12 protein-coding genes are annotated in these 13,233 nt (G+C 69.4%); 4 read left to right on the top strand and 8 right to left on the bottom strand.

Features of this window, described 5'->3' with window-relative positions; translation table 11 throughout:
• Window positions 1-198: 198 nt before the first annotated feature.
• The 3 genes from AORI_RS42890 to AORI_RS42885 all read right to left on the bottom strand — a co-directional run bounded on the left by AORI_RS42890 (window position 199) and on the right by AORI_RS42885 (window position 2,743).
• Window positions 199-402 (bottom strand): cold-shock protein, encoded by a 204-nt coding sequence (locus AORI_RS42890; RefSeq protein WP_005163378.1) that lies wholly within the window; start codon window positions 400-402, stop codon window positions 199-201.
• A 248-nt stretch (window positions 403-650) separates the two neighbouring features.
• Window positions 651-821, bottom strand: coding sequence for a hypothetical protein (locus AORI_RS83795; protein ID WP_167337757.1), 171 nt, complete (start codon window positions 819-821; stop codon window positions 651-653).
• 260 nt (window positions 822-1,081) lie between these two features.
• On the bottom strand, window positions 1,082-2,743 hold the full coding sequence (locus AORI_RS42885) for a thiamine pyrophosphate-binding protein (protein WP_267283988.1): 1,662 nt from the start codon (window positions 2,741-2,743) through the stop codon (window positions 1,082-1,084).
• 171 nt (window positions 2,744-2,914) lie between these two features.
• On the opposite strand from AORI_RS42885, the gene AORI_RS42880 reads away from it, so the two are divergent.
• Together AORI_RS42880 and AORI_RS42875 are read left to right on the top strand one after the other, a co-directional pair.
• Window positions 2,915-4,147, top strand: a complete 1,233-nt coding sequence (locus AORI_RS42880; protein ID WP_043847854.1) for a hydroxyacid-oxoacid transhydrogenase — start codon at window positions 2,915-2,917, stop codon at window positions 4,145-4,147.
• Complete coding sequence (locus AORI_RS42875) at window positions 4,141-4,560, top strand: acyl-CoA thioesterase (RefSeq protein WP_016330831.1); 420 nt, start codon at window positions 4,141-4,143, stop codon at window positions 4,558-4,560. The genes AORI_RS42880 and AORI_RS42875 overlap by 7 nt, the downstream gene beginning before the upstream one ends.
• On the opposite strand, the gene AORI_RS42870 is transcribed toward AORI_RS42875, so the two are convergent.
• The 4 genes from AORI_RS42870 to lanKC form a co-directional block, all read right to left on the bottom strand.
• Entirely contained in the window at window positions 4,516-6,252 is a 1,737-nt protein-coding gene (locus AORI_RS42870) for an ABC transporter ATP-binding protein (protein ID WP_016330830.1), read from the bottom strand. The genes AORI_RS42875 and AORI_RS42870 overlap by 45 nt on opposite strands.
• Complete coding sequence (locus AORI_RS42865) at window positions 6,249-7,916, bottom strand: ABC transporter ATP-binding protein (protein ID WP_016330829.1); 1,668 nt, start codon at window positions 7,914-7,916, stop codon at window positions 6,249-6,251. The genes AORI_RS42870 and AORI_RS42865 overlap by 4 nt, the downstream gene beginning before the upstream one ends.
• A gap of 230 nt (window positions 7,917-8,146) precedes the next feature.
• On the bottom strand, window positions 8,147-8,290 hold the full coding sequence (locus AORI_RS83200) for a SapB/AmfS family lanthipeptide (RefSeq protein ID WP_123798255.1): 144 nt from the start codon (window positions 8,288-8,290) through the stop codon (window positions 8,147-8,149).
• Window positions 8,291-8,329: 39 nt separating this feature from the next.
• Window positions 8,330-10,873, bottom strand: a complete 2,544-nt coding sequence (lanKC, locus tag AORI_RS42860; RefSeq protein WP_016330827.1) for a class III lanthionine synthetase LanKC — start codon at window positions 10,871-10,873, stop codon at window positions 8,330-8,332.
• A 425-nt stretch (window positions 10,874-11,298) separates the two neighbouring features.
• Between lanKC and AORI_RS42855 the strand changes: the two genes are divergently transcribed.
• On the top strand, window positions 11,299-11,664 hold the full coding sequence (locus tag AORI_RS42855) for a hypothetical protein (RefSeq protein WP_016330826.1): 366 nt from the start codon (window positions 11,299-11,301) through the stop codon (window positions 11,662-11,664).
• The gene (locus tag AORI_RS42850; protein ID WP_016330825.1) at window positions 11,657-12,079 is read left to right on the top strand and encodes a hypothetical protein; all 423 of its coding nucleotides are present in this window, start codon (window positions 11,657-11,659) and stop codon (window positions 12,077-12,079) included. The genes AORI_RS42855 and AORI_RS42850 overlap by 8 nt, the downstream gene beginning before the upstream one ends.
• Before the next feature lie 10 nt (window positions 12,080-12,089).
• On the opposite strand, the gene AORI_RS42845 is transcribed toward AORI_RS42850, so the two are convergent.
• Window positions 12,090-13,076, bottom strand: a complete 987-nt coding sequence (locus AORI_RS42845; RefSeq protein WP_016330824.1) for an MCE family protein — start codon at window positions 13,074-13,076, stop codon at window positions 12,090-12,092.
• Between the last annotated feature and the right edge of the window lie 157 nt (window positions 13,077-13,233).

Genomic DNA, 13,233 nt, shown 5'->3' with positions numbered 1-13,233 from the left:
AGGTTGCATCACAAAGCCACCGAAACTTGAGCGGACGAAGACGGGGTGCCCGCGTGTCTGCGGCCGCTCGGTACAGGTGGTCGTGAGTGGCGTTTCGGGTTAGAACCCGAAACGCCACTCACGACCAACCGGACCGAGCCGGAAAAGCAGCAGGGCCGCCTCCCCGAGGGGATGACGGCCCTGCTTGGAAAACCTGGATCAGATCACGGTGACCGAGGTGGCCTGCGGACCCTTCGCGCCCTGCCCGATCTCGAACTCCACGCGGGCGTTCTCCTCGAGGGTACGGAAGCCGTTGCCCTTGATCTCGCTGTAGTGCACGAAGACGTCGCCGCCGCCGTTGTCGGGAGTGATGAAGCCGAACCCCTTCTCGGAGTTGAACCACTTCACAGTGCCCTGAGTCATAAAATCTCCATATGCAACACAAACAAACAGGAAGCCACGTCGGCAGCCCGGGTCATGACCAGACGGTTTGCTTCCCCGGAAACACGAGGAGACACTACGCCCGCTGAGTTCTGCGAGCGTGAACCAACACGAACACAAAAATCGAGACCTGGTGCAGTAAAGCACACCTCACGCAGGCCGACAAGCGCCATCACCCGGGTGTGCGCAGCCGCACTGTACCCCTCCGACAGGAGGGGCGACCGGCCGGGCTATTCGCCGCTGGCGGCGCGCAGCGGCGCCTCGGTGCCGAACGGCGAGCGGCGCAACGCCTCCCGGTTCGTGGCCACGACGGCGATGTCGTGGGTCTCCGCGTCCGCGCTGAACTGCACCGGCACCACGCCGGAAACGGACTTGTCCTGTGGCTTCGCTTCGTCAGCCATGTTTTCTCCCAGTGTCAACACAACGCTCTACGTACGTACTGCGTGCCAACAACCACACCGGCCATTGCCCCGGTCCATATCGGACTCTCGGTGATGCCGCGATTGTGCCACGGCCGGCCGACAAAATCCGGTGTCCGCGACCGAAAGTCGGCCGAGTCGTCACCTCGTTCCCACCCTTTGGGGCAGGTGAAGGCGGCACCACAAGGGTTTCTGTGTATCCCCTGAGAAAAAGTACCGCCCGGTAGTCGGCGTGGCGGCCCCTACTGGCCGCCCTGCTGCGGCCTCGCGGCGCCCAGCAGGCTCGTCAGCCGGATGTCCGGGGTCACCACGTCCGGATCCGTGCGGATGTCGATCACACAAGGCCGTTGCCGCACCAGCGCGCTCGCGATGATCGGCTCCAGCTCTTCCCGATCGTCCACGGTGTACCCGGCGGCGCCGAGCCCGCGCGCCCACGACGCGAAGTCGGTGATGGGGACGGTGACCCCGGACAGCCGGCCGTGCTTGCGCGCCTGGTGCACGGCGAGCGGGCCGTGCACTCCGTTCTGGAACACCAGGACGGTCACCGGCACCCGGTAGCGGACGGCGGTCTCGATCTCCTGCCCGGTCATCAGCGCGCCGCCGTCGCCCGCCATCGCGATCACCGTCCGGCGTGGTTCGGCGAGTTTCGCCGCGACCGCCGCGGGCACCGCGTAGCCCATGGCCGCGTTGCTCGGCCCGAGCTGGCTGCGCGGCGCGGTGAAACACCAGTAGCGGTGCATGAACTGGGCGAAGTTGCCCGCGTCGCTGGTCACGATCGCGTCTTCGGGCGCGAGTTTGCGCACCGCGCGGATGACGTCGGCGGGGTGGACGCGGGTGGCGCCGCTCGTGTCGGGCGGCGTCATGAAGGTGTGCACCGCGGCGTTCGCGGCCGACGCGCGCCGCTGCCGGGGCGAGGCGACATTGCGCAGTTCACGCAGGAAGGGCTCGACCTCGGAGTCGACCCGGAAGGTCAGCCCGCCGCGGCGGGCGGGCTCGATCCCGGTGCCGACCAGCACCAGCGTCTGCGACGGCGTCGGGTAGCGAAAGGACTGGGTGGTGACCTCGTCGAGCTGCGTGCCCAGCGCGAGCACGAGATCCGCGCGCTCCAGCGCGTCGAGCTGCCGCGCGGGGATGCCGATGCCGAGATGGCCGGCGTAGCGCGCGTGGTTCTCGGGGAAGGCGTCCTGGCGGCGGAACGCGTTGTACACCGGCAACGCGAGCTCGTCGGCGACGGCGATCAGCTCGTCGCGCGCCGCCCGGGCCCGGCCGCCGACGATCACCACCGGGTAGCGGGCCTCGTCGACCAGCTGCGCGACCGCCTCGGCGGTCCGGCCCAGCGCGCCGGTGGCGGGCGGCCGCACGGAGGCGACCGGTTTCGCCGAATCGAACGGGACACCCCAGAAATCGGCGGGGACGGCGACGACGGTGGGCCCCGGCCGCCCCTCGCGGCAGCGGGTCAGCGCCTCGACCAGCAGACCGGGCACCTCGTCGGGCGACTCCGCGCGGCCGGTCCACTTCGAGATCGGCTCGAACATCGCGGTCAGGTCCGCGGTGGGCAGCTCGCTCGTCGGGCCGGGATCCTGCGGCGGGTTCTCCAGGAGGACGACCATCGGGCTTTCGTCCTGGTACGCCGTGGAGACGCCGATCGCGAGGTTCGCCGCGCTCGGGCCGCGGCCGGCGAGCAGGACCGCGGGGTGCTCGGTGAGCTTGCCTTCGGCCTCGGCCATGAAGGCGGCGCCGGAGTCGTGCCTCGCCGAGACGAAGGTGATCGAGCGCTCGCGTTGCAGCGCGTCGAGCAGATCCAGGAAGGACTCACCCACCACCGCGTACACGCGGTGGATCTGCGCCTCGGTCAGGATCCGCACGGCCGTCTGGGCGACGGACGCTCCCGGTTGGTATCTAATGAGAAGAGCTTAGGCGGGCGGTGATCGGTGCCGTCAAGCGATCTTCCGATTCCGGCAACCCCGGAGCGGCGGAATGTCCGATATTCGGAACGTGTTCGAGCAAGGGAGCACGAAAACGTGACCTCAGCCACCGCCGGACGTGAAACTGTTTTCACTTACGGGGCGCCTGCCTTGAAGTACGGCACCGGGTCGAGCGATGAGATCGGCTACGACCTCACCCAGTACGGCGCCCGTCGGGTGCTCGTCCTGACCGACCCGGGTGTCGCCGCGACGGGCTGGCCACAACGGATCGCCGAAGGCATCGAAACCTATGGCATCGAAGCCGTCGTCTTCGACGGCGTCCACGTCGAGCCGACCGACGTCAGCATGCGGAAGGCCGTCGACTTCGCCCGCGGACAGGGCGAATGGGACGCCTTCGTCGCCGTGGGTGGCGGGTCGGCCATCGACACCGCCAAAGCGGTGAACCTGTTGACCAGCAACGACGGCGACCTGATGGATTACGTCAACGCGCCGGTCGGCGGCGGCCGCGCCCCGAGCTCGCCGCTGAAACCGCTGGTCGCGGTGCCGACCACCACCGGGACGGGCTCGGAGAGCACCACGGTCTGCGTGCTGGACGTGTTGTCACTGCGGGTGAAGAGCGGCATCAGCCATCTCCGGATGCGACCGAGCCTCGCGGTGGTCGACCCGAGGCTGACGGTCTCGCAGCCGCCCGAGGTGACCGCCGCCAGCGGGATGGACATCCTTTGCCACGCCGCGGAAAGCTACACGGCCAAGCCGTACACCGAGTTCGACCGGAAGCGGCCGCAGGACCGGGTTCCTTACTGTGGCTCGAATCCGCTGGCCGACATGTTCGCCGAGCAGTCGCTGCGGCTGCTGTCGTGGGCGTTGCCCGCGGCCGTGCGCGACGGCTCCGACCTGAAGGCGCGCGAGGCGATGGCGCTCGCGGCGACGTTCGCCGGGCTCGGTTTCGGCAACGCCGGGGTGCACATCCCGCACGCCAACGCGTATCCGATCGCCGGTCAGGTGCGGGAATTCCATCCCCCGGGGTATCCGGGTGACGAAGCGATGGTGCCTCACGGGATGGCCGTCTCGCTGACGGCGCCGGCGGCGTTCCGGTTCACCTTCGACGCCGCGCCGGACCGGCACATCCGGGTGGCACGGCTGCTCGCGCCGGACTACGAATGGCCGGGCGATCTGCGGGACCACCTGCCCGCGGTGCTCGGGCAGATCATGCGGGAGATCGGGATCCCCAACGGGATCGGCGCCGTCGGCTACACCGAGTCCGATGTGGACTCGCTGGTTTCCGGCACGGTGAAACAACAACGGCTGCTGGCGACGGCGCCGCGCGAGGCGTCCGAAGCGGACCTCGCGGTGATCCTGCGGGAGTCGGTGACGCTGTGGTGAACGCCGAGTATCCGCACTGGCAGACGGTTCCGTTGCGGTGGAAGGACAACGACGTCTACGGACACGTCAACAACGTCGTCCACTATTCGGTGATGGACACCGTGATCAACACCTGGCTGATCGAACGCGGCGGCCTCGACATCGAGACCGGCGCGGTCATCGGGTTGTGCGTGGAATCGCAGTGCAAATACCACGCTTCGGTGTCGTTCCCGGGAGAACTCGAAGTCGGCCTGCGGGTGGGCCATCTCGGCCGGTCCAGTGTCCGCTACGAGGTCGGGATGTACTCGAAGGAGACGGTGATCGCGGAGGGGCATTTCGTGCACGTCTTCGTCGATCGCGAATCCCGGCGCCCGGTCCCTGTCGAGGGTCTACTCAGGAGCGCGCTGGAAGAACTGCGCACTGGGCTGGGGTAGCCGCGGCGACCACGCGTGCATGAGCTGGGCGTAGCGCGTGGACCGGTCCATGAGTTCGAGGTGGGTGCCCAGGGCGGTCTCCTTGCCGTCCATCACCAGGACCCGGTCCGCGCGCAACGCCGACGACAGCCGATGCGCGATCACCACCAGCACCCCGCCCCGCTCGGCGAACGCCCGTTCCGCACGGGCTTCGGCGGGCGGGTCGAGATGCGACGTCGCCTCGTCGAGGATGACGACGGTCGCTTCGCTCGCGTACACCCGCGCGAGCGCGATCAACTGCGCCTCACCGGCGGACAGCGTGCCGTGCCCCATCTCGCCGTCGAGCCCGCCCAGCCTCGTGACCAGCGGTTCCGCGCCGACGGCCCGCACCGCAGCCAGCAGTTCGCCGTCCATCGCGGTCTGCGCGAACAGGCCGACGTTGTCCCGCACGGTCCCCGCGAAGACGTACGCCTCCTGCGGGATGAGCGCGACCATCCGGTGCCGCAGAGCCGCCGGGACCTCCCGGACCGGCACCCCGCCGAGCAGCACCCGGCCGGCCTGCGGGGCGAGCATGCCGGTCAGCAGCCCGGCCAAGGTCGACTTGCCGATTCCGCTCGGCCCCACCACCGCGAGCCGCTCGCCGGGCCGCAGATGCAGGTCGAGCCCGCGCACCACCGGTTGCGCGGCCGCGCCCCAGCTGAAGGTCAGGTCGCGCACGTAGATCGCGGTCCCGTCGGGTTCGGCCGTGCCGTCGGCCTCCGGCTCGGCCTCGGCGGTCTCGGCGAGCCGCCGCAGGGCGACGATCAGCCGCAGCACCACGGTGCTCGCCGTCGCGGCCAGCCCTCGCAACGCGGGCTGCATCGTCGTCGCCAGGTAGACGAGCGCGCCGAGCGCGGCACCGGCGGTGAGCACCCCGGCCTGGACCATGCCCGGCGCCACCAGCAACGCCAGGAGCAGCGGCACGAAACCGCCGGTCGCGATCACCACCGTGCGGGCCGCCCCGGACCGCGCCACCCGCACGGCCGCCTTGGCCTGCGTGTCGATGGCGTCGTAAAGCTCCAGCGCGGCAAGGGGTTCGGCGCCGCACGCGACGATGTCACGCATACCGGACAACGACGCGCCCGCGACCTCGGCGGTCCGCTCGTCGGCCAGCGCGAGCGCGCGCTGACGCCGCGCCAGCGACGGGAGCAGGCAGGCGAACACGATGACCGAGACCACCACCGGGATCGCCACGATCAACGCGAGCGAACCGGCGACGGTGAACAACCCGGCCAGCGCCGCCACCGTCGTCACGATCATCCCGCGCGCCTGCACCAAAAGCCCGGCCGTGGCGTCGCGCACCACCTCGACATGCTGGGTGATGCGGGCGACGCCGCTGGCGTCCGGCTGATTGCGCGGCGGCGCCGGATCGTGCAGGACCCCGCGCACGACGGCGGTCACCAGCGCGTCGCGCAACGGCTCGACGACCTTGCCGAGCTGATGCCACACCAGCCGCGAACCGAACGCGCCGATCACGGCGACCAGCCCGAAGACCGCGAGCCAACGCAGTCCGGTGCCTGGCCGATCCGCGGCAAACCCCTCGTCAACCGCGAGTTCGACCAGGCGACCGGACAAGAACGCGGGCGCGCTCTCCAGTACGGAGCAGGCCAGCAGCACCAGCCCGCCGCGCCACTGCCCGGCCAGCGCCGAGCGGTAGAGCCCCCAGACGCTCATTGGGCGCCCTCGGTGAAGACGGCCCGGTAAGCCGGAGTCCGCCACAGTCCGTCATGGGCGCCGACCGCCCGGACCCGGCCGTCTTCCAGCCACACCACCGTGTCCGCCCGCGACGCGGTGGCCGCGCGATGCGTCACCACCACCCTGGTCCGGCCGGGCAGCGTGCGTTCGATCGCCTCCTCGACGGCGGCTTCGGTGACCGTGTCGAGGCTGGCGGTGGCGTCGTCAAGGATGAGCACTCGCGGCGCGTGCGCGATCGCGCGGGCCAGCCCGATCCGCTGCGCCTCCCCGCCGGAGAGCGGGGTTTCCCTGAGCGGCGTCCGGTAGCCGTCCGGCAGCCGGACGATCAGGTCGTCGACATGCGCGGACCGGCAGGCGGCACGCACGGCGGCCTCACCGGCCCACGAGCCGTAGCCGACGGCGTCGCCGATCGTCGCGCCGAGCAGCGCGGGACGTTCGAAGGCGAACCCGACCACCGCGCGGAGTTCGTACGGCCGCAGCTTCTCCAGCGGGCGGCCGTCGAGCGTCGCCGTCCCCTCGTCCGGGGTCAGCAGCCCGCCGAGGACGTTGACCAGCGCGGACTTCCCCGAACCGGACCGCCCGACGACCGCGGTGAACCGGCCGCCACGGACGAGCAGGTCGACGTCGCGCAACGCGCCTTCGACGGTGACGCCGCGCAGTTCGAGCGTGCCCCGCCCGGGGACGACGCCGAGGTCACCCGGTTCGGGGACCGGCGCCTCCAGCACCTCGGTGATCCGCCGCGCACACGACCGGGCGCGGGAAAGTGTGGTGAGCAAGGGAATCTGCGTGATCAGCCCCATGCCGAGCGCGACGTAGCCGAGCGCCGCGAGAACCTGGCCGACGGTCAGCCTGCCTTCCAGCACCCCGAAACCGGCGGCGGCGAGCACCGCGAGTTCGACCGCGGGCAGCAGCAGCCCGGAGCGCCACACCATCCGGGCCTGCGTGCGCCACATCCCACGGCCGGCGAGGCTCAGCTTCGGCAGCGGCCGCAGCACACGGTCGGCCTCGCGGTCGGCGGTGCCGGACGCGGCGATCGTGCGGAGCCCGGCGACGGCGTCGACCATCCTCGCCGCGAGTTCGCCGGACACCTCTTGATAGGTGAGGACGTCGTCGGCGGTGTTCTTCAGATGGGTGCGTGCGAGCATCAGGCCGAACGGGATGCTGCCGAGGAAGACCAGCGCGAGCCGCCAGTCCATCAGCGCGAGCAGGACGACGGCCCCGCCGGAGATCAGGGTGGTGGACCCGAGCTGGACGACGACCGAGGCGACCAGTCCAGCGCCGGTGCAGTCACCGGTGAGCCTGCTGATCGCGTCGCCGGCGGCGAAAGTCGACCGGGTGCCGAGCGCGAGGTAGCGGTCGGCGAGTTTGCGGCGCAGCCAGGCGGTGGCGGACGCGGTCATCCGCGCGGTGAGGATGCCGCCGATCAGGCCGACGGCGATCTCGGTGACACCGAGGACGATCAGCCAGGAGACCTCGGGCAGGCTGGGCCGTCCGGCCACGACGGCGTCGACCGCCGCGGCGAGCGCGCCGGGCAGGAGCAGTCCCGCCGCCGTCCCGGCGAGCGCGCTGAGGATCAGCGCGATCAGGCGGGGGCGATCCAGCGCGGTCACCTTGACCAGCAACCGATCGGCGGAACCCGCCATGCCACTCCTTAGTCTTGGTTCAGGGGCGCTTCCCGGTAGGGGCCGGCAGGTCGGTCCGGTGGGTCGTGAGTGGCGATTCGGGTTCTAACCCGAATCGCCACTCACGACCCACCCGACCCGCGCCGGCGGACACCGTGATCCCAACGAGATGAACCGGAAGGCAAAATGAAGGCGCGGGAGCGGCGCACTTGGCCTGTGCCGCTCCCGCGCCTTCAGTGCTCAGCCGTGACTCAGTGGCAGGTCAGCAGGCTGACGGTGCTGTTCGCGCAGGAGGCCAGCAGGCTGAGGTTGCTCGCGCCGCCGTGGCTGCCACCGCCGCCACCCTCGAGAACCTCGGGGGCTTCCAGGGCCTGCAGGTCGAGAACCAGTTCCATGGTGTTCCCTTTCACTAGTTACCTCTTGGTCCGCCGTCCTCATCGGACGGCAGTTCGGGAGGACAGGAAAGGCAGCGCGGCCTTCCCGTCCAGGGTGGCGGCCAAGGCGAGCAGGACGCCCGCGCCGCCGGTGACGACGTCCATCGACAGCCGCAGCAGCTGGTTGCCGGGGAACGCCAGCCCGCCCTTGTACGGCACCGCGTACCAGGCCAGCCGGGAAAGATGCAGGTCGATGGCGTCGCGGACGCGCTGGTCCGGTTCGGCGCCCATGGCCAGCGCGGTCATCAGCCCGCCTCGGCCGAACAACAGTCCGGGGTGGATGACGAACTCGCCGCGGCACGCTTCACGCAGGCCGGGAAGGCTCTTCAGCGCCTTCGCGTCCGGACGGTGCTTCGCGAGTTCCTCGGCGACCATGAGGATCCCGGCGCTGCCGACACCCGCGTACGGCAACGTCCGGGTCTCGCCGTCGCGGACCTGCAGCGAGCCGTCATCGGACTCGACGCATTCCTCGATGTCCCGCTCCAGCGCCTGGTCGGCGAAGGACAGCCAGCCCTCTTCGCGGGTGCGTTCGAACAGCCGCACGAACAGCAGCGCCGGACCGGACCAGCCGTTGAGCAGGCCGGCACGGCCGAAGTCGCCGGGCGGGTCGGCGATCTCGAGCGCTTCCGCGAGCCGGACGGCGGTGGCGAGCGCCTGCCTGCCGAACTCGTTGTCCTTGCGGGCCAACGCGAAGTGCAGCTGGGTGAGCCCGATACCGGACAAGCCGCCTTCCAGACCGTGGTCGGTGGTCTGCTCGACCAGCGTCGACGACGACGCCAAAAGCTTGGTGGCCTCGTCCCGGTACCCGAGCTCTTCGAGGACGTACGCGATTCCGTACGAGCCGTCGTAGAACCCCGGCCGTCCGGGCGGATCGCGGCGGATCGAGTCCAGCAGCCAGCGTTCGTGCGCGGGATGCCGCTCGTCGCCGGCGGTTTTCAGGGCGTGGAGGACGCCGGCCGCGCCGTAGCCGAAGCACGCTCCGCCGACGCGGAACTGTTCGATGTCGCCGGGGAAGAGCCGGTCGGTGCGCTCGGGGGTCGCGCTGGCGAGGATCGCCTCGGTGATCTGCTTGCGGACCAGTGCCCAGTCCGGTCGTTCCTGGTCCAGCTCGGTGCTGCTCGTGAGCGGCGGCAGGTTCCGGGGTGCGAGCTCCGCGACGATCGAGTCGGCGTAGCCCTCCGGGACGTCGAAGCGCTGCTGGACGAAGTCCGCGAGCCCGCGCAGCTTCGCCGGGGCGAGCTCCAGGAGCGTCGTGAGCGGCAAGAAGATCCACAGCTTCAGGACGGCGAGCGCGTACTCGTCGACCTCGAACCCGTTCCGGTCCCTCGGGGCACGGAAGCCGGGCGCGCCGAGCGCGGGCCGGGTGCCGCTTTCGATGTCGGCTGCCATCTCGAAGTCGATCAGTGAGACGTTGTCGTCGTCCCCGTCCACCAGGATGTTCAACGAATGGAGGTCGCCGAAGACGATCCCGCGGCCGTGCACCTCGCCGATCATCGCCTCCACCCGCCGGACCAGCGCCAGCGCGCGTTCGGTATACGCGGCGATGTCGGCCTCGGTGGTGTCGCGCCGGGTGAGCGGGTAGTTGCGGGCGAGCCAGTTGCCGAGCGAGACGCCGGGCATGTACTCCATCGCCAGAAAGTGGTGCTCCCAGACGGTGAAGCGGTCGTAGGCGGTGGGGATGCCGTCGATGCCCTTCAGCCGCTCCAGCACCTCGTGCTCACGGCGGAGACGTTCGACGGCGTCGACCTCGTCGCGGTCCAGGCCGGCGAACGGCCTGGCCTCCTTGAGGACCACGCGTTCGCCGTCGGACTTCCGGTCGGCGAGGTACACGCCGCCGCCGTTGGAGAAGTGCAGAGAACTTTTCACCTGATAGGGGAACTGATCCGCACCGCCGCTCTTGCGAGCGGCGAGATGAGGCGCGAGGAACTCGGGAATCGTCACCCAGTCGGGCACGGAGAAGGTGGGTTCGCGCTTGTCGGGGACCAGCGTCCCATCCGGTTTGCGTATGGCGAGGACCCGCTTGCCGTCGAGTTCGACCCATTGCTCGGCGAATCCGCCGTAGCGGACGTAGAGCGGCCCGGCACCATACCGAAGATCACTGAGAATGTATGCCCCGGGTTCGCCGTCGAGCTTCGCCGACAACGCGACTAGAACACGCTCGAGCTCGTTGTTGTCAGCCGGATAAAGAGTCAGTAACTTACCGCTTCCGTCACGCGGCGCGTATTTGGAATTCCTGGCCAGCAGGGTGGTCCGCGAACGCAGATGCTTGTAGGACACGGCGTGCTCGACACAATGCTCGTGCACCTTCACGAGCACCCGTTCGGCGTTGTCCAAACCTGCCGAAACGTGGATTTTCCAGCCCTGCAAGGGAAGGTTTCGAGCAACAGGGTGCAGCAACCGCCACACTCCGCGCACCCCGGTGCGCCAGCCGTCTTCGGGAGCGGGCAACAGGGAGGCGAAATCGTCGGCGACGTCCCCGGTTTCCCGCTGCTCATCGAAGAACAGTGGATCGGCGAAGCAATACGCTTCGTACCGGACGTCCATCGAGCGCCCCCTCCTTGGCACCAATCGGATGGGCCATGTGCACCATCGCGATGCAGAATATTCCACCTGCCGGACCCCGAACGGCCAATCCGCCATATCGGGGGTTCGGATGGGCTGTTCAGGGACGTGAATTCGAAAACTACCGAATGGTAGGGGTACCCAGCGTGAGATCAACTCGGATTCCAACCACCCGGTCGGTGTGTAACAGGAACGCGCTGGCGCCGTAATCCCAGGTCGAGGCGCTGAACGCAATAACGCACGATGGAATTGACAGTGCGCCAATCCGCCGCGTTTCGTGATCTATTCACCCGAGGTCTGGACCACTGCCCGGCCCGTGGCGCCCGCCACGCGGCCCACCGGTCGCCCGTCGGCGGTGATCCGCCCGGAGGTACGTTGTCGCCGGTGGAGCGGGTAAGGAGGCCGACGTGATCACAGGGTTCGCGGTGACCGTCGCGATCTGCGCGGCGCTGGTCGCGGTGTGGAGTTTCGTCCAGGCGGCACGCAAGAAGCTGCCGGACAACGCGCTGCTCGCCGGCCTCGCCGTACTCGAAGTACTCCTGGTGGCCCAGCTCGTGATCGGGGTCGTCCTGCTGATCGGCGGCGGCCGCCCCGGCAGCATGGCCACCTATCTCGCCTATCTGATCGGCTGCCTGGTCGTGCTCCCGCTCGGGACCTTCTGGGCACTGGCCGAGCGCACCCGGGCGAGCACCGCGATCCTCGGCATCGCCTGCCTCGCCATCCCGGTGATGGTGCTCCGGCTGCACGAGGTCTGGGCGGGCGCAAGTGCCTGAAGAAACCGAGGAGAAGACGGTGGACACCGCGACGGACAAGGCCTCCGGCCCGGGACGGATCCTGGTCGCCGTGTACGCGATCTTCGCGCTGGCGGCGACCTCACGCGCCGCCGTGCAGATCAGCACCAAATTCGGCGAAGCCCCGCTGGCGTACGCCCTCTCCGCGTTCGCCGCCGTCGTGTACCTGCTGGCCACCGTGGCGCTGGCCCGCCGCGGCGCGGGCTGGTGGCGGATCGCGCTGATCGCCTGCGGCGTCGAACTGGTCGGCGTGCTGACCGTCGGCACGTTCAGCCTCTTCGACCGCGAGGCCTTCCCGCACGCCACCGTGTGGTCGGTGTACGGGCAGGGCTACCTCTTCATCCCGCTGGTGCTGCCGGTGATCGGGTTGTTCTGGTTGCGCCGGACGAAGCCCTGACGGAGGCCGCTCACTTCTCGAAGCAGCCCTTTTCGTTGAGCGGGCCGAACGTGGGCAGGACCAGCCCGCACAGGTAGCCGTCGATCCAGCGGCCGTTGCCCGCGACGTTGGTGAGCACCCGGATCGCCGGAGCGAACGCGGCGATCCCCTTGGCCAGCGAGTCTTGATTCCGCTGAAGCATCGACGTCAGCCGGTCGAGTTGTTCGAGCACCGGGCCCAGTTGCCCGTCGTTGTCGGCGATGATGCCGTCGAGCGCGGTCGCGAGCCGTTTCGAGCCGTCGAGCAGGTCCTTGATCGCCTGCTGGCGGGTGGAGATCGCGCGCAGCAGCGCGTTGCCGTCCTGGATAAGCCGCTGGACCTCGGTGTCGCGGTCGACGAGGGTCTGCGACACCTGACGCGTGTTCGCGACGAGCGCCCGGAGCTGCCGGTCCCGGGAGGCGATGGTGCCGGAGAGCTTCGTGATCCCGTCGAGCGCGGAGCGGACGTCGGCAGGCGTATCGGCGAAAGTCGCCGAAATCGTGTCGAAGCTTTTCGCCAATTGACCGACGTCGATGGCGTCGACGGTTTTCGACAAATCGCGAAACGCTTCAAGGACGTCGTATGGCGCGGTGGTCCGCTGCAGCGGGATCGGGTCTCCCGGATCGAGGATCGCTTCGCCGCGCGGGTCGAGCGCCAAGTACTTCTGTCCCAGGACGTTCTTGATCTGAATGGACGCGCTCGTGGCGTCGCCGACCCAGGCGTCCTTCACCCGGAAGGAGACGAGCACGCGATCGCCTTCGAGGTCGATCTCGGATACCTTGCCGACCTTCACCCCGGCGATCCGGACGTCGTTGTCAACGCGCAGTCCGCCCGCGTCGGAGAATTCGGCGGAATACGTGGTGCCGCCGCCGATCACCGGCAGGGCGTCGGCGTTGAGCGCCGCCGCCATGCCGAGGGCCATCGTGGTGAGCCCGGCGAGCGCCACCTTGACCGGATCCACCGCGCCGAAGGACCTCATCGTCTCACCTCGCAGGTCACGAGCGGCAAAGCTTAAGGGCCGCCCCTGCCCATCGCCAGGCGAAACGTTGCACCGATCGGGTGGCAACGTCCGTCCACTATGGACTCTAAGGGGTGTCGAGACGGACTTCGTAGTGGAGCGTCTTGTACCTCTTCAA

Origin of the sequence: Amycolatopsis keratiniphila, assembly GCF_000400635.2 — a bacterium.
GTDB classification, from domain to species: Bacteria; Actinomycetota; Actinomycetes; order Mycobacteriales; family Pseudonocardiaceae; genus Amycolatopsis; species Amycolatopsis keratiniphila.
Note: the sequence above shows the minus strand (reverse complement) of the source record. Positions and strands in the feature narration are given on the sequence as shown.

Excerpts from the sequence above, each read along its gene's own strand:
- AORI_RS42890 (WP_005163378.1), bottom strand. The coding sequence starts at position 402 with ATGACTCAGGGCACTGTGAAGTGGTTCAACTCCGAGAAGGGGTTCGGC.
- AORI_RS83795 (WP_167337757.1), bottom strand. The coding sequence starts at position 821 with ATGGCTGACGAAGCGAAGCCACAGGACAAGTCCGTTTCCGGCGTGGTG.
- AORI_RS42870 (WP_016330830.1), bottom strand. The coding sequence starts at position 6,252 with ATGAGCGTCTGGGGGCTCTACCGCTCGGCGCTGGCCGGGCAGTGGCGC.
- AORI_RS42865 (WP_016330829.1), bottom strand. The coding sequence starts at position 7,916 with ATGGCGGGTTCCGCCGATCGGTTGCTGGTCAAGGTGACCGCGCTGGAT.
- AORI_RS83200 (WP_123798255.1), bottom strand. The coding sequence starts at position 8,290 with ATGGAACTGGTTCTCGACCTGCAGGCCCTGGAAGCCCCCGAGGTTCTC.
- lanKC (WP_016330827.1), bottom strand. The coding sequence starts at position 10,873 with ATGGACGTCCGGTACGAAGCGTATTGCTTCGCCGATCCACTGTTCTTC.
- AORI_RS42845 (WP_016330824.1), bottom strand. The coding sequence starts at position 13,076 with ATGAGGTCCTTCGGCGCGGTGGATCCGGTCAAGGTGGCGCTCGCCGGG.